Origin of the sequence: Pseudomonas sp. F9001 (assembly GCF_013385435.1) — a bacterium.
Taxonomy (GTDB): Bacteria; Pseudomonadota; Gammaproteobacteria; order Pseudomonadales; family Pseudomonadaceae; genus Aquipseudomonas.
Genome location: NZ_JACAPX010000042.1, coordinates 1 through 24206, shown reverse-complemented (window position 1 = coordinate 24206; position 24206 = coordinate 1). Strand labels below are relative to the sequence as shown.

General features: G+C 61.6%; 19 protein-coding genes and 4 tRNA genes. 14 read left to right on the top strand and 9 right to left on the bottom strand.

Going from position 1 to position 24206, the window contains the following annotated elements; all coding sequences use genetic code 11:
• The first annotated feature begins 585 nt into the window (after positions 1 to 585).
• The 6 genes from kdpF (at position 586) to HX818_RS28545 (ending at position 8723) form a co-directional block, all read left to right on the top strand.
• Positions 586 to 684, top strand: a complete 99-nt coding sequence (kdpF, locus tag HX818_RS31570; protein ID WP_003219423.1) for a K(+)-transporting ATPase subunit F — start codon at positions 586 to 588, stop codon at positions 682 to 684.
• A gap of 108 nt (positions 685 to 792) precedes the next feature.
• Positions 793 to 2499 (top strand): potassium-transporting ATPase subunit KdpA, encoded by a 1707-nt coding sequence (gene kdpA / locus HX818_RS28565; RefSeq protein ID WP_177021166.1) that lies wholly within the window; start codon positions 793 to 795, stop codon positions 2497 to 2499.
• A 10-nt stretch (positions 2500 to 2509) separates the two neighbouring features.
• Positions 2510 to 3169, top strand: coding sequence for a K(+)-transporting ATPase subunit C (kdpC, locus tag HX818_RS28560; RefSeq protein ID WP_177021165.1), 660 nt, complete (start codon positions 2510 to 2512; stop codon positions 3167 to 3169).
• 11 nt (positions 3170 to 3180) lie between these two features.
• On the top strand, positions 3181 to 5253 hold the full coding sequence (gene kdpB / locus HX818_RS28555) for a potassium-transporting ATPase subunit KdpB (RefSeq protein ID WP_177021164.1): 2073 nt from the start codon (positions 3181 to 3183) through the stop codon (positions 5251 to 5253).
• A 129-nt stretch (positions 5254 to 5382) separates the two neighbouring features.
• Positions 5383 to 8034, top strand: a complete 2652-nt coding sequence (locus HX818_RS28550) for a sensor histidine kinase KdpD (RefSeq protein ID WP_177021163.1) — start codon at positions 5383 to 5385, stop codon at positions 8032 to 8034.
• Positions 8031 to 8723 carry a response regulator gene (locus HX818_RS28545; protein WP_003219430.1) on the top strand — a complete coding sequence of 231 codons (693 nt, stop codon included), beginning with the start codon at positions 8031 to 8033 and terminating at the stop codon, positions 8721 to 8723. Before HX818_RS28550 ends, HX818_RS28545 begins: the two co-directional genes overlap by 4 nt.
• On the opposite strand, the gene HX818_RS28540 is transcribed toward HX818_RS28545, so the two are convergent.
• Positions 8683 to 9606, bottom strand: coding sequence for a LysR family transcriptional regulator (locus HX818_RS28540; protein ID WP_177021162.1), 924 nt, complete (start codon positions 9604 to 9606; stop codon positions 8683 to 8685). The two genes, HX818_RS28545 and HX818_RS28540, sit on opposite strands and share 41 nt — an antisense overlap.
• 105 nt (positions 9607 to 9711) lie before the next feature.
• Between HX818_RS28540 and HX818_RS28535 the strand changes: the two genes are divergently transcribed.
• Entirely contained in the window at positions 9712 to 11226 is a 1515-nt protein-coding gene (locus tag HX818_RS28535; protein ID WP_177021161.1) for an MFS transporter, read from the top strand.
• 78 nt (positions 11227 to 11304) lie between these two features.
• Here the strand turns inward: HX818_RS28535 and HX818_RS28530 are convergent.
• Both HX818_RS28530 and HX818_RS28525 read right to left on the bottom strand, forming a co-directional pair.
• A tRNA-Asp gene (locus HX818_RS28530) sits at positions 11305 to 11381 on the bottom strand.
• A 19-nt stretch (positions 11382 to 11400) separates the two neighbouring features.
• A tRNA-Val gene (locus tag HX818_RS28525) sits at positions 11401 to 11476 on the bottom strand.
• A gap of 201 nt (positions 11477 to 11677) precedes the next feature.
• Here HX818_RS28525 and HX818_RS28520 point away from each other — a divergent pair.
• The 3 genes from HX818_RS28520 (at position 11678) to HX818_RS28510 (ending at position 15670) form a co-directional block, all read left to right on the top strand.
• Positions 11678 to 12196: a sigma-70 family RNA polymerase sigma factor gene (locus HX818_RS28520; protein WP_008430460.1), complete on the top strand. Its 519-nt coding sequence runs from the start codon at positions 11678 to 11680 to the stop codon at positions 12194 to 12196.
• 7 nt (positions 12197 to 12203) lie between these two features.
• Positions 12204 to 13184, top strand: coding sequence for a FecR family protein (locus HX818_RS28515; RefSeq protein WP_177021160.1), 981 nt, complete (start codon positions 12204 to 12206; stop codon positions 13182 to 13184).
• Between the two features lie 77 nt (positions 13185 to 13261).
• Positions 13262 to 15670 carry a TonB-dependent siderophore receptor gene (locus tag HX818_RS28510; protein WP_177021159.1) on the top strand — a complete coding sequence of 803 codons (2409 nt, stop codon included), beginning with the start codon at positions 13262 to 13264 and terminating at the stop codon, positions 15668 to 15670.
• A 147-nt stretch (positions 15671 to 15817) separates the two neighbouring features.
• Here the strand turns inward: HX818_RS28510 and HX818_RS28505 are convergent.
• A tRNA-Asp gene (locus HX818_RS28505) sits at positions 15818 to 15894 on the bottom strand.
• 19 nt (positions 15895 to 15913) lie between these two features.
• Positions 15914 to 15989, bottom strand: a tRNA-Val gene (locus HX818_RS28500).
• A gap of 161 nt (positions 15990 to 16150) precedes the next feature.
• Between HX818_RS28500 and rdgC the strand changes: the two genes are divergently transcribed.
• The 3 genes from rdgC to sugE all read left to right on the top strand — a co-directional run bounded on the left by rdgC (position 16151) and on the right by sugE (position 18615).
• On the top strand, positions 16151 to 17071 hold the full coding sequence (gene rdgC, locus HX818_RS28495) for a recombination-associated protein RdgC (protein ID WP_008430455.1): 921 nt from the start codon (positions 16151 to 16153) through the stop codon (positions 17069 to 17071).
• 155 nt (positions 17072 to 17226) lie between these two features.
• Positions 17227 to 18192 (top strand): bile acid:sodium symporter family protein, encoded by a 966-nt coding sequence (locus tag HX818_RS28490; protein WP_177021158.1) that lies wholly within the window; start codon positions 17227 to 17229, stop codon positions 18190 to 18192.
• A 108-nt stretch (positions 18193 to 18300) separates the two neighbouring features.
• A complete protein-coding gene (gene sugE, locus HX818_RS28485) occupies positions 18301 to 18615 on the top strand; it encodes a quaternary ammonium compound efflux SMR transporter SugE (protein ID WP_003190128.1) in 315 nt (104 codons plus the stop codon).
• Positions 18616 to 18740: 125 nt separating this feature from the next.
• Here the strand turns inward: sugE and HX818_RS28480 are convergent, their stop codons facing one another.
• The 4 genes from HX818_RS28480 to HX818_RS28465 all read right to left on the bottom strand — a co-directional run bounded on the left by HX818_RS28480 (position 18741) and on the right by HX818_RS28465 (position 23492).
• Entirely contained in the window at positions 18741 to 20615 is a 1875-nt protein-coding gene (locus HX818_RS28480; protein WP_177021157.1) for an MFS transporter, read from the bottom strand.
• A gap of 69 nt (positions 20616 to 20684) precedes the next feature.
• Positions 20685 to 21839, bottom strand: a complete 1155-nt coding sequence (locus HX818_RS28475) for a TDT family transporter (protein WP_177021156.1) — start codon at positions 21837 to 21839, stop codon at positions 20685 to 20687.
• 106 nt (positions 21840 to 21945) lie between these two features.
• The gene (locus HX818_RS28470) at positions 21946 to 22257 is read right to left on the bottom strand and encodes a cupin (RefSeq protein ID WP_102606155.1); all 312 of its coding nucleotides are present in this window, start codon (positions 22255 to 22257) and stop codon (positions 21946 to 21948) included.
• Positions 22258 to 22298: 41 nt separating this feature from the next.
• Positions 22299 to 23492 carry an MFS transporter gene (locus tag HX818_RS28465; protein ID WP_177021155.1) on the bottom strand — a complete coding sequence of 398 codons (1194 nt, stop codon included), beginning with the start codon at positions 23490 to 23492 and terminating at the stop codon, positions 22299 to 22301.
• Positions 23493 to 23583: 91 nt separating this feature from the next.
• Between HX818_RS28465 and HX818_RS28460 the strand changes: the two genes are divergently transcribed.
• Positions 23584 to 24129 (top strand): TetR/AcrR family transcriptional regulator, encoded by a 546-nt coding sequence (locus HX818_RS28460; RefSeq protein WP_177021154.1) that lies wholly within the window; start codon positions 23584 to 23586, stop codon positions 24127 to 24129.
• The last annotated feature ends 77 nt before the right edge of the window (positions 24130 to 24206 follow it).

The following is a 24206-nucleotide window of genomic DNA, read 5'->3' as shown; positions in this document are numbered from 1 at the left end:
CGGAGTGAGGGAACACCGAGCACTAGCGAGGTGCCGACAGGCGGGGCAGAGCCCTTTGCTTACTTTGGGGCTTTTCCAAAGTGAGTCGCTGTAAGAGCGAAACCATAAGTAGCCGTTACCTAAAAAACGGATATACACACAACAGCCACGTAAAGATTCCGTATAGATTCAACCCCAGCCGTAACGTTTAAGTCGTCTCTATTGAGCAACTAATCCCCCCTCCACTACTGTGACCTCCACCCCAATAACCCCCGCAGGAAGTCATCGTGGAAAGTTCAACGTTAGGCATGATCGTCCTCTCAATGATCGCCCTGTTCGGCGCCGCCGCGTTTTGCTTCGAACAACTCGCCACCCGCGAATCAAAGAAAAAGAAAGCCAAATAAGCTGATCATCAAAAGCAGCAAAACCCCAGTGCTTCAAGGGATACCCCGCCCCCGGGTTATCCCTTTTTTCCGTTCGCCCACCCCACCGCCCTCTATACACCGTCTTAATGCCCAAACCCGCAATCAGTGCCCGAACTTGATACCCAACCTCTTAACCTCCCCGCGTCCGCAATCGCGGCTTATTAATCAGGGGAGTTCCACCGTGCTCACACTCAAGTTCATCTATATCGCCAGCGGCCTATGCGCCGTCGGGCTGTTCGCTTATCTGGGCTACGCCCTCATTCGCGCCGAAAAGTTCTAGGGAGCCCCACCATGTACGACATGATTTTTGTAGGCCTCTCCCTGGTGTTTTTCGCCGCGACAACCATGGCCATTGTCGCCATGGGCAAGATTTGAACGGAGCCTCGACATGCTAAGCACTTTGCTGGAATTTGCGCTGGTCCTGGTGTTGATGACCGGGCTCGCCGTGCTGATGGGCAAGTGGCTGACCCGGGTGTTTACCGGAACCCGCCACGCCCTGCCGGAACGTTATACCTATCGCCTGCTGGGCATCGACCCGCTGGAAACCATGAGCTGGGCCCGCTACGGTTCGGCCCTGTTGCTGTCGAACGCCGCGATGATGCTGCTCGGCTATCTCATCCTGCGGTTACAGGCCGTCATGCCGATCAACCCACTCGGGCTGGCCGCGCAAACCCCGGACCTGGCGTTCAATACCGCCGCTTCCTTTATCACCAACACCAACTGGCAGGCGTACTCGGGCGAAACCAGCCTGTCGAACTTCAGCCAGATGGCAGTAATCACCTTCCTGATGTTCGTCGGCGCCACCTCGGGCGTGGTCGCCGCAGCCGGTTTTATCCGTGGACTGAGTCGCTCAAGCTCGGCGGATATCGGCAACTTCTGGGTCGACTTCACCCGCACCCTGTACCGCGTGATGCTGCCGCTGTGCGTGGGCATGGCTCTGGTGTATGTGTGGCAAGGCATGCCGCAGACCTTTTCCTCCCAAGCCCTGGCCACCACCCTGGAAGGCGCGCAGCAACAACTGATTGTCGGCGCCGTGGCGAGCTTTGAATCGATCAAGCATATCGGCACCAACGGCGGCGGCTTCTTCAGCATGAACGCCGCGCACCCGTTCGAAAACCCGACGCCGCTGACCAACGCCCTGCACATCCTCAGCATGTTGCTGATCCCGTCGGCGCTGACCTACACCTTCGGCAGCATGCTGCTGCAACGCCGTCAGGGCTGGGTGTTTTTCGGCACCTTCCTGGTGATGTTCTTAGGCTTTCTCGCTCTGGTGTATGGCGCCGAGCAAAACGGCAACCCGCTGCTGACCCAGGCCGGTGCCAACCAGACGCTGTCCATCGAGCAAAGCGGCGGCAATATGGAAGGCAAGGAACTGCGCTTCGGCATTGCCGACAGCAGCCTGTTTATCGCCACCACCACCGCGGCCACTACCGGCTCGGTCAACGCGATGCATGACTCATTGACCCCCATGGGCGGCTTCGTGCCCCTGGCGCAGATGATGCTCAACTGCGTGTTCGGCGGCGACGGCGTGGGCTTTATCAACCTGATCCAGTACGCGCTGCTGACGGTGTTCCTGGTGGGCATGATGATTGGCCGCAGCCCGGAATTCCTCGGCAAGAAGATCGAGGCTCGGGAGATGAAACTGGTGATGCTCTCGGTGCTCGCGCACCCCATCAGCATCCTCGGGTTCACCGCCCTCGCCGCGCTGTGGCCCGACACCATGGCCAGCCTGAATAACCTCGGCCCCCACGGTTTCAGCGAGGTGCTCTACGCCTACACCTCGGGCACCGCCAACAACGGTTCGGCGTTCGCCGGGCTGAACGCCAACACGCCGTTCTTCAACACCACCATTGGCCTGGCGATGCTGGTCGGGCGCTTCTTCACCATGCTGCCGATGCTCGCCGTGGCCGGTTCCCTGGCGATGAAAAAGACCGTGCCTGCCGGCGCCGGCACCATCCCCACCGCAACCCCGCTGTTCATGGTGCTGGTGGTGTTTGTGGTGCTGGTGGTGGGCGGCCTGACTTTCCTGCCGGCGCTCGCGCTCGGTCCGCTGGTGGAGCAACTGCAGTTGCTGTCCGGCCAGACGTACAACTAAGGACACGTTGATGACGACTCAATCGATATTCAAAGGGCTGTTGCGCCCGGTGCTGGTTTCGGCAGTGTTTTTCATGGCGCTGACCGGCCTCGCCTACCCGGTCTTCACCACCTTTGCCGCGCAGTTGCTGTTCCCGTTCCAGGCCCAGGGCTCGCTGATTGAACGCGACGGTTTGGTGATCGGCTCGGCGTTGATCGGCCAGGACTTCACCAAGCCCGGCTACTTCCACGGCCGCCCGAGCATGACCCTCGGTACCGACCCGCAAGACCCGAGCAAAAGTGTCTCCCAGCCGTACAACGCCGGTTCCAGCGGCGCCAGCAACCTGGGCCCTACCAGCCAGAAACTGGTGGACCAGGTCGCGGCCCGGGTCAAAGCCTACCGCCAGGACAACGGCCTCGCCGCCGAGGCCCAGGTACCGGTGGATGCGGTCACCGCTTCCGCCTCCGGCCTGGACCCGCATATCTCCGTGGCCAACGCACGCATCCAGCTGGCCCGGGTCGCCCGCCTGCGACAGATCCCCGAAGCCGAACTGCTGCAACTGGTGAACGAAAACACCGCGGAACGCACCCTGGGTTTGCTCGGCGAACCACGGGTCAATGTGCTGCAACTCAACCTCGCGCTGGACGCCCGCCTGCCTCTGCGCCAGCCCCCCATTGCGGCCAGTGAGTAAGAGATTCCCCCATGATCAAGAATGCTCGTTTACCTCTGTTTGATCGCGCCATCGTGCTCACCGCCTGCGGGGATGCGTTCAAGAAACTGCTGCCCCAGGCGCAGTGGAAAAACCCGGTGATGTTCGTCGTGTACCTGGGCAGCATCCTCACCACGCTGCTGTGGTTCCAGTCCGTGGGTGGCCAGGGTGAAGCGCCCAGCGGCTTTATCCTCAGCATCTGTTTGTGGCTGTGGTTTACCGTGCTGTTCGCCAACTTTGCCGAGGCCCTGGCCGAAGGCCGCAGCCGTGCCCAGGCCGCCAGCCTGCGCGGGATGAAGCGCCAGACCCTGGCCAAGTTGCTGCAACAACCCAAACACGGCGCCGCGTGGCTGCCGACCGAAGCCACGCTGTTGCGCAAAGACCAGGTGGTGTTGATCGAAGCCGGCGACCTGGTGCCGCTGGACGGCGTGGTGATCGAAGGGGTGGCCTCGGTGGACGAAAGCGCAATCACTGGCGAATCGGCACCGGTGATTCGCGAGGCCGGCGGCGACTTTTCCTCGGTCACCGGCGGCACGCGGGTGCTGTCGGACTGGCTGGTGGTGCGCATCAGCGTCAACCCGGGCGAGTCGTTCCTCGACCGCATGATCTCGATGGTCGAATCCGCCAAGCGCCAGAAGACCCCCAACGAAGTCGCCCTGACGATTTTGCTGGTAGGCCTGACCCTGTTGTTCCTGCTGGTGATCGCCACGCTGAGCCCGTACTCGATCTTCGCCGTGGCCATGAGTGGCAGTGGCAACGTGATCAGCGCCACGGTGCTGGTGGCGTTGCTGGTGTGCCTGATTCCCACCACCATCGGCGGCCTGCTCTCGGCCATCGGCGTGGCGGGCATGAGCCGCATGATGTCGGCCAATGTGATCGCCACTTCCGGCCGCGCGGTTGAGGCGGCGGGTGACATCGACGTGTTGCTGTTGGACAAGACCGGCACCATCACGTTGGGCAATCGCCAGGCCAGCAGTTTCCTGCCGGCACCGGGAGTCAAGGAAGCTGAACTGGCCGACGCGGCGCAACTGGCGTCCCTGGCCGACGAAACCCCGGAAGGCCGCAGCATCGTGGTGCTGGCCAAGCAGAAGTTCGACATCCGCGCGCGGGACATCAACGCCCTCGGCGCAAGCTTTGTGCACTTCACTGCACAGACCCGCATGAGCGGCGTCGACCTGCCCGAAGGCCGCGGTATTCGCAAGGGTGCAGCAGATGCGATCCGCAGTCATATCGAAGCACTCGGCGGGAGCTTTCCGGCTGCATTGCAGGCCAAGGTCGACGAAGTATCGCGACGCGGCAGCACCCCGCTGGTGGTCTCGGACGGGGCGAAAGCACTCGGCGTGGTAGAGCTCAAGGACGTGGTCAAGGGCGGCATCAAGGAGCGCTTCGCCGAACTGCGGCGCATGGGCATCAAGACCGTGATGATCACTGGCGACAACCGCCTGACCGCCGCCGCGATTGCGGTGGAAGCCGGCGTGGATGACTTCCTCGCCGAGGCGCGCCCGGAAGACAAGCTGCAACTGATCCGCGACTACCAGGCCCAGGGCAAGCTTGTGGCCATGACCGGCGACGGCACCAACGACGCCCCGGCACTGGCTCAGGCCGACGTGGCGGTGGCGATGAACAGCGGCACCCAGGCAGCGAAAGAGGCCGGCAACATGGTCGACCTCGACAGCAACCCGACCAAGCTGATCGAAGTCGTCGAGGTGGGCAAGCAGATGCTGATGACCCGTGGCGCACTGACCACCTTCAGCGTGGCGAATGACGTGGCGAAATATTTCGCGATCATCCCGGCGGCGTTTGTCGCGACCTATCCGCAACTCGGTGCGTTGAACGTGATGCACCTGAGCAGTCCCAACTCGGCGATCCTCAGTGCGGTGATTTTCAACGCGTTGATCATCGTGGCGCTGATTCCGTTGGCCCTGCGCGGCGTGACGTACCGGGCGATTGGCGCGGCGGCATTGCTCAATCGCAACCTGCTGATCTATGGCCTGGGCGGGGTGCTGGTGCCGTTTGCCGGGATCAAGCTGATTGACCTGGTGCTGACCGGGCTGGGTCTCGTGTAGCACCGCAAACCCAATGTGGGAGCGGGCTTGCTCGCGAATACGGAGTGTCAGCCAACTCGACTGTCACTGACACACCGCTTTCGCGAGCAAGCCCGCTCCCACCATTGAACCGCATTGACCAGGAATGACATGCCCGCATTAAACGAAGAACGCCCCGACCCCGACGCCCTTCTCGCCCGGGTCCAGCAGGAAGAACAGGCCGCCTTGCGCGGCAAACTGCGTATCTACTTCGGCTCCAACGCCGGGGTGGGCAAGACCTGCGCCATGCTTGACGCGGCGCAACGGGAAGTCAGCCTGGGCCGCGACGTACTCGCCGGTGTGGTGGAAACCCACGGCCGCCAGGAAACCGCCAACCTGCTCAACGGCCTCGAACAACTGCCCCGCGCCCAACGCCTGCATCACGATTTCACCCTCACCGAATTCGACCTCGACGCCGCCCTGCAACGCAATCCCGCCGTGCTGCTGGTGGATGAACTGGCCCACAGCAACGTACCCGGCTCGCGCCACCCGAAACGCTGGCAAGACGTGGAAGAACTGCTCAGCGCCGGCATCGATGTGTGGACCACCCTCAACGTCCAGCACCTGGAAAGCCTTAACGATCTGGTGAGCGGGATCATCGGTATTCGCGTGCGGGAAACCGTACCGGACCACGTGTTCGACAATGCCCACGAAGTGGTCGTCGTGGACCTGCCGCCGGATGATCTGCTGCAACGCTTGAAGGACGGCAAGGTGTACCTGGGCCCTCAGGCCGAACGTGCGTCGCGGCACTTTTTCCGCAAGGGCAACCTGCTCGCCCTGCGGGAACTGGCCCTGCGCCGCACGGCCGACCGGGTCGACACGCAGATGCGCGTGTACCGTCGCGAACAGTCGATCAAGACCCTGTGGCCCGCCCGCGAGCGATTGCTGGTAGGCGTGGCCGGTGACGCCGGTGATGAACGCCTGGTGCGAGAAGCCGCGCGCCTGGCGCAAAAGCTCGAGGCGGACTGGATCGTGGTGCACGTCGCCGCAGCCCAGGGCCGCGGCGCCAAGCGTTATCTCACGGCGATGAAAACCCTGGCGCTGGCCAGCGAATTCGGCGCCGACACCGCGACATTGCCGGGCATGGACGTCGCCGAAGCACTGGCCGCCTGTGCCCGGGAACACAACGCCAATCGCCTGGTGCTCGGCCATCACCCGCGCCGGGCATGGCGGTTCTGGCATCAGTCGGTGAGCGACCGGATCAGCCGGCACCATCCGCAGATCGACCAGATCGTGATCGCCCATGGCATGTTGCCAGGCACTGTTCCTGCCATTGAAAAACCTACGCCAGCGCCCGGCAGAACCCTGGCCTACCTCTGGTCCACACTCGCCTGTTTCACCGCCAGCGCCATCGCCGCGCTGCTGCTGCAGGTGTTCGACCTGGCCAACGTGGTGATGCTGTTCCTGCTCACGGTGGTGCTGGTGGCCCTGCGGTTTGGACGCGGCCCCGGCGTGTGGGCAGCGATGCTCGCAGTGCTGTGTTTCGACTTCTTTTTCGTCCAGCCGCGCTACTCGTTTACCGTCAACGACACCCAGTATTTCTTCACCTTCGCGCTGATGCTCGGCATCGCCCTGATCACCGGGCAACTCACCGCCCGCCTGCGCCACGAAGCGCGCACCGCCGCCGCTCGAGAACGCCGCGCCACGTCCCTGGCGCGTCTGGCCCGGGACCTGTCGGCCGCGTTGACCGTGGAGCAGATCAGCGAAGTGGCGCTGCGCACCTTCAGCGGCGTGTTCGAGGCGCGGGTCGGCCTGGCCTTGCCGGACGCCGCCGACGGCGTGCACAGCGTGGGCGCAGGTGGGCTGCCGATCGACGACAGCATCGCCCAATGGACCTACGACCACGGCCAGTCCGCCGGCCAGGGCACCGACACCTTGTCCGCCGCCAAGGGTTGCTATCTGCCGCTCAAGGCGCCGATGCGCGTGCGCGGTGTGCTGGTGCTGGAACTGACGCAAAGCGAACGCCTCAACGAGCCCGAAGAGCGCCGCCTGCTGGAAGCCTGCATGAGCCAATTGGCGATTGCCCTGGAGCGCGTGCACTTCGTCGAAGTGGCGCAAAGCACGATGGTGCAGATGGAAGGCGAGAAAATGCGCAACACCTTGCTCGCGGCGATTTCCCACGACCTGCGCACCCCCCTGACCACACTGATCGGCGCCGCCGACACCGCCCTGCCCCATGCGCCGCCGGGGCCGCTGACCGCGTTGCTGCACGGTATTCATGAGCAGGCGACTTCGATGCAACGCTTGATCGAAAACTTGCTGGACATGGCCCGCATGCAGGAGCGCGGTGTGCGACTCAACCGGCAATGGCATCTGCTGGAAGAAATTGTCGGCAGCGCCCTGCGCCAATTACGCGAACCACTGGCCCGGCATGTGCTGCACACCACCCTCGACCCGCAGTTGCCGCTGGTGGAAGTCGACGCGCTGCTGATCGAACGGGTGCTGGTCAACCTGCTGGACAACGCCGCCAAATACACCCCGCCTGGCACGGTCATCACCGTCACCGCCCGTTCCGTTTCCGACAGCATCCTGCTGGAAGTCAGCGACACCGGCCCGGGCAGCGCGCCGGCCAATCTGTTCGAACCGTTTGCCCGTGGCCAGCAGGAATCCTCGGTCGCCGGAATCGGCCTGGGCCTGGCCCTGGCCAAGCGCATCGTCGAAGCCCACGGCGGGCGCATCGAAGCCAGACCCGGCAGCGAGCGCGGCATGCATTTCGTCATCACTTTACCGGCGGGTACTCCGCCCCCAATGGACGCCCTATGAGCACTGCACGCATTCTGATTGTTGAAGACGAGGCCAACATCCGCCGTTTTGTCGGCATCGCCCTGCAGGATGAGGGCTTCCAGGTGTTCGAGGCCGACAGCGTCAAACGCGCGTTGATCCACGCTTCCAGCCGTCAGCCGGACCTGGTGATCGTCGACCTCGGCCTGCCGGACGGCGACGGCAAACAGCTGATCAGCGAGCTGCGGGGATGGCTGGCGGTGCCGATCCTGGTGTTGTCGGCACGGGATCGCGAAGAGGAAAAAGTCGCCGCCCTGGACGCCGGCGCCGATGACTACCTGACCAAACCCTTCGGCGTACCCGAGTTGCTCGCGCGCATCCGTGCGCAACTGCGCCGTCATGGGCAGACCGGCACCGTGGCGGCCACCAGCAAGGTGGCGTTTGGTGATATCGAGGTGGACCTGGCGACCCATGAAGTGTGGCGCCAAGGCCTGCCGGTGCACCTGACGCCCATCGAATACCGCCTGCTGTGCGCGATGATTCGCGGGCAGAGCCGGGTGCTCACCCACCGGCAATTATTGCTCGAGGTGTGGGGCCTGGACTACGTGGACCGCGCCCACTACCTGCGGGTGCACATGGCGCACCTGCGGCAGAAGCTGGAGGCGGACCCGGCCCAGCCGCAGTACTTCATCACCGAGTTGCAGGTGGGCTACCGGTTGGTAGGCTTGTGAACAGGTGCGCGGCGGCGAAGTCGACAAACACGCGGATCTTCGGCGAGAGATGCCGGCTGGATGGCCACAGCGCCCAGAACTGGCCCTGGTCATCGGAATGGCCGTCGAGCACGGTTTCCAGCTGGCCTTGGGCGAGTGCTTCGCGGGCCAGGAAGTCTGGCACGTAGGCAATCCCATGGCCGTCCATCGCGGCCCGGAGCATGGCCTCCATGTTGTTCAGGGTCAGCGCGGTGGGCAGGCGCAATTGGGTGATGGCCGGGTTGGCGGACAAGGTCCAGTCCATGATTTTGCCGGTGGTGGCGAAGCGGTAACGCAAGCACGGGTGATGCTCCAAATCGCTCAGGGACTCTGGCCGGCCGTTGGCCCGCAGGTACTCGGGTGATGCGCACAGCACAAACCTGAACGGTCCCAGTTTGCGGGCCATCAGGGTCGAGTCCGCCAGACCGCCGCTGCGGATGACCACGTCGAAGCCCTCCTCGATCACATCCACCAGATGGTCGTTGAAATCCAGCTCCAGTTCGATCTCGGGGTAGGCTTTGCGGAACGCCCTCATGTGCGGAAAGAGAAAGCGATAACCGATGGTGGGCAGGCTGACCCGCAGTTTGCCCCGGGGTGCCTGCATCGCATGGGAAAGCATGGCGCGGGCGTCTTGCAGGTCGTCGAGAATCTTCCGACTGCGCTCGTAGAACAATTGGCCTTCGGCGGTGAGGCTGACCTTGCGCGTACTGCGGTGCAACAGCCGCACATTCAGTGACGCCTCAAGCTTGGCGACATTCTTGCCCACCGCCGAAGCGGAAATCCCCATCGCCCGGGCCGCGCCGGTGAAGCTCAGGGCTTCCGCGGTTTTCACGAAGGCGATCACGCCGCTCAGGTTATCGGTCACGTCATTGCGTCCATCAAGTCCGTTATGAAAGGAATGTAAGCCCGTTTATCCGTGATTGCATCCTGATTAGAGTCTTTTAATCTTCTGACTCACGGGAATGCCCCTATGACCACTACAACCGAATCTGCGCCCGCCCATGGCCGATATTCCATCCTGGCGGCCATTTGCCTGGCCGCCCTGGTATTGCCCATGAGCTTTACCGGCGGCGCCGTCGCCACGCCCTTTATCGGCCAGGCATTTGCCGCCCAGCCCAGCCAACTGGCGTGGATCACCAACGCGTTCATGCTGAGTTTCGGCAGCCTGTTGATGGCCGCCGGCACCCTCGCCGACCTCTATGGGAGAAAGCGTCTTTTCTTGTGGGGCATGGCGCTGTTTACCGTGGTCTCCTTGCTGCTGGCAGTGGCACCGGGGATTTTCTGGCTGGATGTGTTGCGTGGTGTGCAGGGCGTCGCGGCGGCTGCGGCATTGGCCAGTGGCTGTGCGGCGCTGGCCCAGGAGTTCGACGGGCACGCCCGTACCCGCGCCTTCAGCTTGCTGGGCACCACATTCGGTGCAGGCCTGGCGTTTGGGCCATTGCTGTCGGGGTTGCTGATCGAGCACTGGGGCTGGCGCTCGATTTTTCTCGGCACTGCATTATTGGCCGGTATTTCGCTGCTGTTTGCCGCGCCCAAAATGCGTGAAAGCCGCGACCCGCAAGCGTTGCGGCTGGACACCGCTGGTGTACTGACGTTTTCCGCGATGCTGGTGGCCCTGACCACGGCGGTGATCCTCGCGCCGGAGCACGGCTGGACGTCGCCGCTGGTTGATGCCCTGCTGATCGCGGCGGCGGTGTTTTTGCTGGTGTTTATCCTCGTCGAAAACCGCTCCAGCCAACCGATGCTGGAGCTGCGGCTGTTTCGCTTCCCGCGTTTTATTGGCGTGCAGCTCCTGCCGATCGGTACCTGTTACTGCTACATCGTGCTGATCGTGTTGCTGCCCCTGCGGTTTATCGGTGTGGAAGGCGCCAGCGCGCTGGACGCGGGTTTGATGATGCTCGCGTTATCGGCACCGATGCTGGTGGTGCCGATGATCGCCGCATCGCTGACCCGCTGGCTCTCAGCAGGACTGTTGTGTGCCATTGGCTTGCTGATCGCGGCGGTGGGCCTGTGGGGATTAAGCCTGGCCAACCAGCCTGCGCAGACCATCGCCGCAATGCTGGTCATCGGGATCGGCACCGGGCTGCCGTGGGGTTTGATGGATGGTTTGGCGATCAGCGTGGTGCCCAAGGAGCGCGCGGGAATGGCGGCGGGGATTTTCAACACGACCCGCGTGGCCAGTGAAGGCGTGGCGCTGGCGATCACGATGGCGGTATTGGGCGCATTGGTGGCACATCACCTGAAGGGTCGCGCAGGGGCCGACGTGTCAGTGATTGCCCAAGGCCTGGTCATGGGCAACGTGCAACTGGCCTCGGCCGCCCTTCCGCTGGAAGCACTGCGCAGCGCCTACATCGCGGGGTTCAACACCTTGCTGCAACTGCTCGCGGGATTCACCGTGCTGACGGCGTTGGTGGTCCTGGCCTTCATGGGGCGAAATAGCATTGCACCCGTGCAAACCGAACCGGGCATTCAATCGTTGAGCTGAATCCCAGGCACAAAAAAGCCCGCTCAATGAGCGGGCTTCCTGTGGTACCTGGCGTTCAGCGTTCCAGGTGACCGAATATGGCGCAGCGGACGGGACTCGAACCCGCGACCCCCGGCGTGACAGGCCGGTATTCTAACCGACTGAACTACCGCTGCGCGTAACACATAAAGCGAATGGTGGGTGATGACGGGATCGAACCGCCGACATTCTGCTTGTAAGGCAGACGCTCTCCCAGCTGAGCTAATCACCCTTCACTTTCGGTGTGGGGCGCATTCTATAGCATTTTTCCGTAATGTCATGATTTAAATGCAATTTATTTAAAATATTTTGTCTTCGACCCCGCGCACCCCGCAAAACCGGCGCTTTGGGTGCAAACGCGAGTCTATTGCGTTTGCCCAAGCCTTGGCCCCACAATTAACAATTATTCTCAATAACACCTGGGCCGGGCCTTATGTCTGTGGGTGAACCGCCGTTCCAACGGGAGATTACCGAGCTGTACAGCGAGCATCACGGCTGGCTGTTCACTTGGTTGCGCCGAAAACTGGGCTGTACCCATAACGCCGCCGACGTCGCGCAGGACACCTTCGCGCGGATTCTGCACGCCCGCGAGTCGGTGACCGCCATCCGCGAACCCCGCGCCTATTTAAGTACCACCGCCAGGCGGCTGATCATCGACCAGGCCCGGCGCAAGCAGATTGAGCACGCCTACCTTCAGGAATTGATGCTGACGGTGGAAACCCTGGAAGGTTTCCAGTCGCCCGAACAGATCCACACCACCCTGGAAGCCCTCGAGCACATCGCCTTCATGCTGGAAGGCATGCACGACAATATGCGCCAGGCGTTTGTGCTGTATTACCTCGAAGACCTGACCCAGCAGCAAATCGCCCGACAACTGAAGCTGTCGGAACGTACGGTACGCAAATACCTGATCCAGGCCCTGCTGCATTGCAGCCACAGCGTGGACATCTGAGCCGCGCATGCCCGACTCTCGCCAACAGATCGATGAACAAGCCGCCGAATGGATGATTCGCCTGCACGAAGGTGAATTGACCGAGGCCCAGCGCCAGGCGTTCGAGCGCTGGAAGCAGCAAGGCCCGCAACACGCCGCATCAGCAGCGCGCATGGAAGATGTGATTGCGCGGATGCAGGCCCTGCGCGGGCAAAAGGCACCGGCCCGGGCGGCCTTGAGTGCGGCCTTTCCCCGGCATGGGAAGGCGCGCAAAAACTACGTCCGCGCGTTGGTACTGGCCTGCAGCCTGGGCCTTCCCGCCATGGCGCTGCTCTACAGTCCTTATCCACAACAATGGATGGCCGATGTGCACAACGGCCCCGGCGAATGGAAAACCCTGCGGCTGGCGGACGGCTCGACGCTGACCCTGAACGGCATCAGTGCGGCGAATCTGCATTTCGACAGCCGGCAGCGCCGCATCGAATTGCTGCAAGGCGAGATCCTGGTGGAAGTGGCCCACGATGGCGAACGGCCATTTGTGGTGCAGACCGCCCAAGGCACCCTGCGCGCCCTGGGTACGCGATTTGTGGTCAGGCGCGAGGATGACGTTACGGTGCTGAGCATGCTCGAATCCCGCGTGGCGGCAAAAAGCGCGAACGGGCAGCAGACACTGGAAGTTGATGCGGGCTCGCAGGCGCGACTCAGCAAAGATGCCGTGCGCCTCTCCGGCAGCATCGATACGGCGAGCATCAATGGGTCCTGGCGCCGCCATCAACTGGTGGTGGATAACCGACCGTTGCCGGAAGTGCTGGATGAGATCGCCCGTCACCGTTCGGGCCGCTTGCAGTTTGATCGCGCCGCACTGGCCAGTCTCAAGGTCTCGGCCGTACTTCCCCTGGATGACACCGACCGCACCTTGCAGATGCTGGCTCAAACCCTGCCGATCACGCTGAAAACCTTTACCCCATGGCTGATAATTGTCAGCCCGGATACCGAGAGCAAAAAATAATTATTCGCATTGCTTCCGCTTTTTTTCGGGTTGCCCGTCAAGGAAGGTATACCGATGACTAAAGGACTGCCCTCACCATGCCCTTCCCTTCCAAGCCTCGCAGACGCCTGCTGAGCAGCGCGCCGCTGACCCTCACACTGCTCGCGACGACGCTGCTCAATACCCATCTGGCCCAGGCCGACACGGTAGCCGTTGCGGCCCAAGCCTACGACATACCTGCCGGGCCGCTGGGCGCCACACTCAACCAGTTCGCCCAGCAAGCGGGCGTGGCTATCGTGTTCCAGTCCCAGAACCTGCAGGGGCTCGCGGGCCCGGGACTCAAAGGCACTTATAGCGTGGAGGTTGGGTTTGAAAAGCTGCTGCGTGGCAGTGGTTATCGGGCAGTCAAAGGTGATCAGGTCTACGCACTGGAAGCCAACCCTACCCCCACCGGCGCCGTGGAGCTGGGGGCGACGCAGATCAGCGCCAACCAACTCGGCACCATTACCGAAGGCTCCGGCTCTTACACCCCCGGCACCATCGCCACCGCTACCCGCCTGGTGCTGACGCCACGGGAAACTCCGCAATCGATCTCGGTGGTCACCCGCCAGGCCATGGATGACTTTGGCCTCAACTCCATCGACGACGTGATGCGCCATACCCCGGGCATCACCGTGGCAACGTATGACAGCGACCGTACCAGCTATTACTCCCGCGGCTTCGCGATTCGCAACTTCCAGTACGACGGTATTCCTATCCTGCAAGACCCGCAGTATTCGTCCGGCCATACCCTCACCGACATGGTGATCTATGACCGGGTAGAAATCCTCAAGGGCGCCACTGGCCTGCTCACTGGCGCCGGTGGCCCTGGTGGCACCATCAACATGATCCGCAAGAAACCTACCCAGGAATTCAAGGGCCATATCGACCTTGGCGCCGGTTCCTGGGACAACTACCGATCGGAAGTTGACGTCAGCGGTCCCTTGACCGAAACCGGGAACATCCGCGGCCGAGCCGTGGCGGCCCATCAAGACAAACAGTCCTTCATGGACCATTACCAACGCAAAACCAGCGTCTACTACGGCATCCTGGAGGCGGACCTGTCGCCGGATACCCTGCTGACCGTGGGCGCGGACTATCAGGATAATGACCCCAAAGGCTCAAGCTGGACCGGCAGTGCCTCGCTGTATGACGAATCCGGCAATCGCATTGGCTCCAAGCGCTCATTCAACAACGGGCCACGGTGGAGCAGTTGGCAGCAGTACACGCGCACCGCCTTTGCCACCCTTGAACACAGCTTCGAAAATGGCTGGGTCGCCAAAGGTCAGTACAACCATCAAATCAACGGTTACAACGCCCCCCTGGGTTTCGTGAGCCCAGGTTTGCCCTCAGTGCTGGCGCGCAAATACACAGGTGAAACCGTCAGCGACAGCGCCGACCTTTACACCTCTGGCCCCTTCGACCTGTTTGGCCGAGAACACCAGTTGGTGGTCGGCACCTCGGTTTCCCGCTCCCACTGGAAAGGCAAGGACTACACCAACGCCAGCCTGCCCAACAATAACTTCGACTATTACAACTGGAACGGCGACATCCCGAAGCCGGACTGGGGCGAAGTCACCAACAAAAACGATGAAATCACCCGCCAGACCGGCAGCTACATGACCGCTCGCTTCAGCCTCACGGACGATCTTTCGCTGCTGCTGGGCACGCGCGTTGCAGACTTCCAGGTCACCGGCACCAGCGATACGAAAAAAAGCGGCAAGGTCTTGCCCTATGCGGGCCTGGTATACGACCTGAACGACAACGTGTCGGCCTACGCCAGTTACACGGAAATTTTCCTGCCGCAGTCGTTCAACCGTGATCGCAACAACAAATTGCTGGAGCCGGATGAAGGCAAGAACTACGAAGTGGGGCTCAAAGGTGAATTCTTCGAAGGGCGCCTGAATTCCAGCATCGCCTACTTCGAGGTTCACGAAAAAAACCGCCCCGAGGAAGATACGGAGTACAACGCCAATCCAACCAACCCCGCTCGCGACTACGCCTATAAGCCGATCACTTCGAAAACCAAGGGTTATGAGGCGGAAATCTCTGGCGAGCTGACACCCGGCTGGCAGTTGCAGGCAGGCTACACCCACAAGATTGCCCGTGATGAAAGCGGCAAGAAGGTATCGACCTGGGAGCCGGAAGATCAGGTCAATGTCTATACCAGCTACAAGCTGACCGGCAGCCTCGACAAACTCACCCTCGGCGGCGGCGCGCGTTGGCAGGGTCAAGGCTGGCAGGTACTGAGCAACTGGGCCAAGGGCGGCGCTCAAGAAAAATTTGCCCAGGATCCCTACTGGCTGGTGGACCTGATGGCCCGCTATCAGATCACCGACAGCGTGTCGGCGACCGTCAACGTCAACAACGTGTTCGACAAGTCGTATTACACCAACATCGGCTTCTACAACTCGTCGTACTATGGCGACCCTCGCAACGTAATGGTCAGTACCCGCTGGGATTTCTAAACCCAATCAAAAACGCCCCCGATCACTGCACATGATCGGGGGCGTTTTTTAGACCGGCGATTTAAGCAAACCCCAGACGGCAAAAAGCCCGCTCAATGAGCGGGCTTCCTGTGGTACCTGGCGTTCAGCGTTCCAGGTGACCGAATATGGCGCAGCGGACGGGACTCGAACCCGCGACCCCCGGCGTGACAGGCCGGTATTCTAACCGACTGAACTACCGCTGCGCGTAACACATAAAGCGAATGGTGGGTGATGACGGGATCGAACCGCCGACATTCTGCTTGTAAGGCAGACGCTCTCCCAGCTGAGCTAATCACCCTTCACTTTCGGTGTGGCGCGCATTCTACGGAGCGACCCATAGTCTGGCAAGCACTTTCTTAAATAATTTTTTTCAGGCCTTCCAATGGCTTAGCGAGGGTTGGCCTATGACGCCATGAGGAGAATAATGCCCCCCTTTGTATATAAGGAGAGACTCACCCCATGTGGTTCAAAAACCTGCTTATCTATCGCCTGACCCAAGATCTGCCTGTTGATGCCGAGGCGTTGGAAACTGCACTGGCCACCAAACTGGCGCGCCCTTGTGCAAGCCAGGAGTTGACCACTTACGGTTTCGTCGCCCCTTTCGGTAAAGGCGAAGACGCGCCACTGGTGCACGTCAGCGGTGATTTCCTGCTGATCGCTGCGCGCAAGGAAGAACGTATCCTGCCGGGTAGCGTGGTGCGTGATGCGGTGAAGGAAAAGGTCGAAGAGATCGAAGCCGAGCAAATGCGCAAGGTCTACAAAAAGGAACGCGACCAGATCAAGGATGAAATCATCCAGGCCTTCCTGCCGCGCGCGTTCATCCGTCGCTCGTCGACCTTCGCCGCCATCGCGCCGAAACAAGGCCTGATCCTGGTGAACTCCGCCAGCCCGAAACGTGCCGAAGACCTGCTGTCCACCCTGCGTGAAGTGATCGGCACCCTGCCGGTACGTCCGCTGACCGTGAAAACCGCGCCAACCGCCATCATGACCGACTGGGTCACCACCCAGAAACCGGCCGATGACTTCTTCGTCCTCGACGAATGCGAACTGCGCGACACCCACGAAGACGGCGGCATCGTGCGCTGCAAACGCCAGGACCTGACCGGCGAAGAGATCCAGCTGCACCTGACCACCGGCAAAGTCGTGACCCAATTGTCCCTGGCCTGGCAGGACAAGCTGTCCTTCATGCTGGACGACAAAATGACCGTCAAGCGCCTGAAGTTCGAAGACCTGCTGCAGGATCAGGCTGAACAGGACGGCGGCGACGAAGCACTGGGCCAGCAGGACGCCAGCTTTACCCTGATGATGCTGACGTTTGGCGACTTCCTGCCGGCGTTGGTTGAGGCACTGGGTGGCGAAGAAACCCCACAAGGTATCTAAGTCTTAAGTGGGCACAGTCAATGTGGGAGCTGGCTTGCCTGCGATGCGGGCACCTCGGTTTATCAGTTGCACCCGGGTGATGCTATCGCAGGCAAGCCAGCTCCCACAGTTGATCGGGTCAGCACTTCCAAAATCGAATAACAAGGACCAACCCCATGCGTGCACTCGCCGCCTTGAGCCGTTTCGTCGGCAATACCTTCGCCTACTGGGTGCTGATTTTTGCCGTGGTTGCGTTCCTGCAACCTGCCTGGTTTCTCGGCCTCAAAGGCGCCATCGTGCCGCTGTTGGGCCTGGTAATGTTCGGCATGGGGCTGACCCTCAAACTTGAAGATTTCGCTGAAGTCGCGCGCCATCCGTGGCGCGTGGCATTGGGTGTGGTCGCGCATTTCGTGATCATGCCCGGCGTGGCCTGGCTGTTGTGCCAGGTCTTTCACCTGCCACCGGAAATTGCCGTCGGTGTGATCCTCGTCGGCTGCTGCCCGAGCGGCACGTCGTCCAACGTCATGACCTGGCTGGCCCGAGGCGACCTGGCCCTGTCGGTGGCCATTGCAGCCGTCACCACCCTCCTCGCTCCGCTGCTGACGCCCGCGCTGATCTGGCTGCTGGCCTCGGCCTGGTTGCCGGTGTCGTTCATGGAGTTGTTCTGGTCGATCCTGCAAGTGGTACTGCTGCCGATCATGTTGGGCGTGGTGGCGCAGCGCTTGCTGGGCGCCCGGGTACGGCATGCGGTCGAGGTGTTGCCGCTGGTGTCGGTGGTCAGCATCGTGGCGATTGTCGCCGCCGTGGTGGCGGCCAGCCAGGCGAAGATTGCCGAGTCGGGCCTGTTGATCATGGCGGTGGTGATCCTGCATAACACCTTTGGCTTCCTGCTGGGCTACTTCACCGGCCGTGTGTTCGGCCTGCCGCTGGCGCAACGCAAATCCCTGTCGCTGGAAGTGGGCATGCAGAACTCCGGCTTGGGCGCCGCACTGGCAAGTGCGCATTTCTCGCCGCTGGCGGCGGTGCCGAGTGCGCTGTTCAGCGTCTGGCACAATATTTCCGGGGCACTCCTGGCTACGTACTTCCGGCGAATGAGCGAAAAGGAAGACCGAGAGCTGCTGGCAAGCAAGTCAGAAACTTGATCACCTGATCAATATTCGGCACTCTAACGGGCTTCGCGTGGACGACCTCGCGACGCTATCGCGCGATTAATTCAGGGGACGACCCCGCCTTATAGAAGCGAGGTCATCATGTCCTGGATCATTCTGTTTTTTGCCGGACTGTTTGAAGTCGGCTGGGCCGTCGGACTGAAATACACCGACGGTTTCAGCAAGCCACTGCCCACGGCCCTGACGATTGCCGCCATGGCCGTCAGCCTCGGACTGTTGGGGCTGGCCATGAAGGAACTGCCGCTGGGCACCGCCTATGCCATCTGGACCGGAGTCGGTGCGGTGGGCACGGTGATTGCCGGGATTATCCTGTTCGGGGAGTCCATGGCGTTGTTTCGACTGGCCAGTGTGGCGTTGATTATCTGCGGGCTCATTGGCCTCAAGATCAGCGCTTAGGTAGGCACCAGATCGTTCCCACGCTCTGCGTGGGAACGCATCCTGTGACGCTCCGCGTCACGACTCTAAAAGCGGACGCAGAGCGACCACGGCGGCATTCCCACGCAGAGCGTGGGAACGATCAACTACCTGACACCCCCGCGCAATTCCCCCACCACCCCATGCAACGCCTCTGGCGTCGCCGCCTCTACCGTCACCGGCGCGCCGGCCACCAGGGTCACCCGTGACCAGATCCGGTGAAAGAAGCCCTTGTTCGGATCGCGACTGAAGAAACTCCCCCACAACCCCTGCAACGCCATCGGAATCACCGGCACCGGCGTCTCTGCAAGAATTCGCGTCACCCCTCCGCGGAACTCGTTCATCTCGCCATCGGAGGTCAATTTTCCTTCCGGGAAGATGCACACCAGCTCGCCGTCCTTAAGGTAGTGGGCAATCCGCTGAAAGGCCTTTTCGTAGATCTGGATGTCCTCATGCCGCCCGGCAATCGGAATCGCCCCGGCAGTGCGGAAGATAAAGTTCAAAACCGGCAGGTTGTAGATCTTGTAGTACATGACAAAACGAATCGGCCGACGCACCGAACCGGCAATCAAAAGCGCATCGACAAACGACACGTGATTGCACACCAACAACGCCGCGCCCTCGTCCGGGATCAGCTCGAGGTTCTTGTGCTCGACGCGGTACATGGAATGGCTGAGCAGCCAGATCATGAAACGCATGGTGAACTCGGGCACGATCTTGAAGATGTAGGTGTTGACCGCGATGTTCAGCAGCGACACCACCAGGAACAGCTCGGGGATCGACAGCTTAGCCACGCTCAGCAGCAGGATCGAGACGATCGCCGAGACCACCATGAACAGCGCGTTGAGGATGTTGTTGGCCGCGATCACCCGCGCCCGCTCGTTCTCGGCGGTACGCGACTGGATCAACGCGTACAGCGGCACGATATAGAAGCCGCCGAATACGCCGAGGCCAAGGATATCGAACAACACCCACCACGCCTGGCCGTAACTCAGCACGGCGATCCAGTCGTTGGCCTGGACGTTCTGCGGGAAGCCGCCGGAATGCCACCACAGCAGCAGGCCGAAAACGGTCAAACCGAACGAGCCGAACGGCACCAGGCCGATCTCGACTTTGCGCCCGGAGAGCTTTTCGCACAGCATCGAACCCAGTGCGATGCCCACCGAGAACACCGTGAGGATCAGCGTTACCACAGTCTCGTCGCCGTACATCCATTCCTTGGCGTAGGCCGGGATTTGCGTCAGGTAGATCGCGCCGACAAACCAGAACCACGAGTTGCCGACAATCGAGCGCGACACCGCCGGTGTCTGCCCCAGGCCGAGCTTCAAGGTGGCCCAGGACTGACTGAAGATATTCCAGTTCAGGCGCATCTCGGGGCTGGACGCCGCCGCGCGCGGAATGCTGCGGCTGGCCAGGTAGCCCAGCACCGCAATGCCGACGATGGCGGTCGAGACCACCGGCGCGTAATGGGTGGACGACATCATGATCCCGGCGCCAATGGTGCCCGCGAGGATCGCGAGGAACGTGCCCATTTCCACCAGGCCATTGCCGCCCACCAGCTCATCTTCGTGCAGGGCCTGGGGCATGATCGAGTACTTCACCGGCCCGAACAGCGCCGAGTGCGTGCCCATGGCAAACAGCGCCAGCAGCATCAGCTCCAGGTGGTTGAACATGAAACCCACCGCGCCCACGGACATGATCACGATTTCGCCGATCTTGATCACCCGGATCAGCGCGTCCTTGTTGAACTTCTCGCCAAATTGCCCGGCCAGGGCCGAGAACAGGAAGAACGGCAGGATAAACAGCAACGCGCAGAGATTGACCCAGATCGAGCGGTCGCCCTCGATGGTCAGCTTGTAGAGAATCGCCAGGATCAACGACTGCTTGAATATATTGTCGTTGAACGCACCAAGGGACTGGGTAATGAAGAACGGCAGGAAACGCCGTTTGCGCAGCAAAGTGAATTGCGAGGGGTGGCTCATCGTCCGTGTTCCTGCGTGGCCTGAAGGCTGTTATTGGTTTTTCCAGGCCACGACTTTACCTAATCCTGCTTACTTATTCGCTAGTCCTGCAATGCACGGCGATACAAAAAGCTCGCCTCTATAGGCGCCCTGCACCGTGCGCTTGGCGACGATCAGCCACATCAGCGCCAGCGCCGCCACCAACACGCAACCAACGATGCTGAAAAAACCCAGGTGCAAGGTGCTCGCCAGTTTCAACGTGGCCAGCGAGTACACGCCCAACGGGAAGGTGAATCCCCACCAGCCAAGGTTGAACGGAATACCGGCCCGCAGGTAACGCAGGGTGATCAGCACCGCGATCAGCATCCACCACAAGCCGAAGCCCCACAGGGTGATGCCTGCGACCAGGCCGATGCCGTTGGCCATCTCACCGACGCCGGGCAGACCGTTGGCGGCAAAGATGGCAGGTGCATCACCGCCCAGTACCAGCATGCCCAGGGCACCGGTGCCGATGGGACCTAGAGCCAGCCAGCTCGACGCGGCCATATTGGCGTGTGGCAGTTTATGCAGGGCCATGCGCAGCATCAGGATGGTCAGGATGCTGAACGCCACCGGCAGGGAAAACGCCCACAGCACGTAGCTGGTCACCAGCATCACCAGTTGCGAATGGGCGTCGGCCAGGTGCGGCGCCAGCAGGCCACCGCTGGCGGCGGCGACTTCCGCGGCCACCACCGGCAACAGCCACACGGCAGTCATCTGGTCGATACTGTGTTCCTGACGGGTGAACATCATGAACGGGATCAGCACCCCGCAGGCCAGGGCCATCGCGACGTCGAGCCACCACAGCACCTCGGCCAGTTGCACCACGCCATCCCCCCAGCGCGGCACGCCAAACAGCAGGAAGCCGTTGATAATGGTCGCCAGGCCCATGGGGATGGTGCCGAAGAACATCGACACCGTGGAGTGCCCGAAAATGCGCCGGGCCTCGTGGAAAAACATCACCCAGCGCGCCGCATACAGCACGCTGAACAGTACAAACAGGCCGATGGTAAACAGCCACAGCCCTTCGGCCACGGCGTGCAGCCCCGCCAGGTTGACCGGCAATTGCGCCAGCGCCAACGCCAGCACCCCGGTGCCCATGGTGGCGGCAAACCAGTTGGGGGTGAACTGGCGAATCACTTCCCGGGGACGGGTCAGGTGACTGAAGGGTTTCAAGCTGCTGTGAAGCGTATTCGGGCAAGTCATGGTGTAGTCCTCTTCCTCGCATGAGGTTGAGACCATGGTAGAACCGAATCGAATATCTATATAACGGGTAATATCTCTAACTGTTATCTGTTTCGTAGATATGTGATTAAACGCTGCCTTCGGTTTCAATCACCAGAATCCGTGCGGGGCCCTGTGGATGGGCCACATGCTCGGTGCCGACACTGGCGTAGAAGATGTCGCCTACCTGAAGCAAGGCCATCTGTTCGCTGCCGTTTTCGCGATAGTGCATCTGCACCTGGCCATCAAGCACCACGAACACCTCTTCACCGTCATTCACGTGCCAGCGATACGGCTGGTCGGTCCAATGCAAACGGGTGGTGATGCCGTTCATATTGGCGATGTCCAGCGCCTCCCAGGCGCGGGTGCCGGTGAATTCTTTGCTGCGGATGATCTTCATGGGTGAATCCCAAGGCGTAAGGGTGACGAATTATTACCGAATCAATTACCCGCCGTCGCCCTGCTCTTCGCCAAATCCTGCATTAGCAACGCCACCAACGCGCCGAGTGCCAATACAATCAGCACCACGCCATAACCGTCGGTGGTGGCGATCAAACCGAAGGTGCGCGTCAAGTTGCCCGCCAACAGCGACGGCACACAGAACGCCAGGTAACTCAGCACATAGAACGCCGACATCAAGCCCGCCCGCTCATGGGGCAAGGCCAACGGCAAGACGCTGCGCAGCGCACCGAGGAATCCCGAGCCAAAACCACCGCCGGCGATCAGCGTGGCAATGAAGAACAGCGGCAGGCTGGCGCTGTGGACGGCCGTGAGGATCAGCGCAACACCCACCGCCAGCAGCACGGCGCCCAACCGCAGGACTTTGTCCGCCGGGCGGTTGCGCAGGCTGAAAATCATCACCGCCCCGCTCAGCGTCAACACCGCCACCAGTCCGCCGCCGATCAGGTTCGAGGTAGACCCGGTCGCCGCCCGCACCAGCGAGGGCGCCAGGGACAGATAAAAACCGCCCATGGCCCATACGGCTACGTCTACCGGCAACGAGATCCACAAGGCGCGGCGGGCCTGGGGCGGTACATGCAAGGTGGGCCATAGCGAGGCCAGGGCCCCCGGAATCCGGCTGACTGTCTCCGGCAGGCGCCAGACGTACAATGCCTGCAGGATCATCAACCCGAGCAGGGTCCAGTAAATCAACGTGGTCGGCATCGGCGCGAACTCCACCAGCAGGCTGCAGCCCATGGCCCCGCAGGCCATGCCCAGCAAAGGCGCTACGCTGTTGATCAGCGGGCCTTGCTGGCGGTCGGTGTCGAGCAATGCGGCGCCCAGCACAGCGGTGGCCATGCCGGTGGCAAAGCCTTGTACCGTGCGGGCGGCAATCAGCCAGCTGACGCTGTCGGCATTGATAAACAGCAACATCGCCAGCATATCGAGGAGCAGCGCGGCAAAAATTACCGGCTTGCGCCCCAGGTGGTCCGACAGCGACCCCACGGTCAGCAATGCAGCCAGCAGGCTCAAGGCGTAAATGCCAAATACCAGGGTCAACATCGCCGCCGAAAAGTGCAGGCCCTCTTGATAGAGGTGGTACAACGGGGTCGGCGCGCTGGAGGCGGCGAGAAACGTCAGCAAGGTGATCGCCAGAAACACCAGGCTGGAACGATGAGAAGTAACGCTGGACATGGGCACGCTCCGCTAAAGCTAATATTTTGCTTTTGCGGAGTGTGCTACTGGATGGCGCTTAAAGCAAATTCTTTGTGTTAAGGTTTTACGCATGGCGATAAAAGAAGGGCTCCGCCCGGGGGGCCGTAGTGCCCGGGTCCAGGAATCAGTGCATTCGGCGGTGCGTGAATTGCTCGAAGAGCAGGACCGTTCCAGCGTGACCGTGCCGCAGATAGCCACGCGCGCCGGAGTGACGCCTTCGACCATCTACCGGCGCTGGGGTGACTTGGCGGCGCTGCTGGCCGATGTTGCGATGGCCCGTCTGCGCCCGGACAGTGAGCCGGCTGATACCGGCAGCCTGCGCGGAGACCTGCGGGCCTGGGGTGAGCAATACCGTGATGAGATGAGCTCGGACCTTGGCCGCGAGATGATGCGTGATGTGCAATGCAGTCAGGCGCCGGGGTATTGCGTGGGGATTCTCACCGGGCAGTTGGAGACGATCCTGGGTCGGTACACCGACGACGCCGGAACACTTCCCAGCGTGGATCGGCTGATCAATTTGATCGTTGCGCCAACCGTTTTTCGTAATCTGTTTTCTACCGCGCCGCTTGAGGTTGAAGAACTGCATGAGCTGATTGAGTTGGCTTTGCTGCCGTAAGGTGGTTTGTGGGTTTGGGTTTGGGTGTATATCCGTTATTTGGGTTGTTGCTGATATGGGTTCCGCTCTTACAGCGG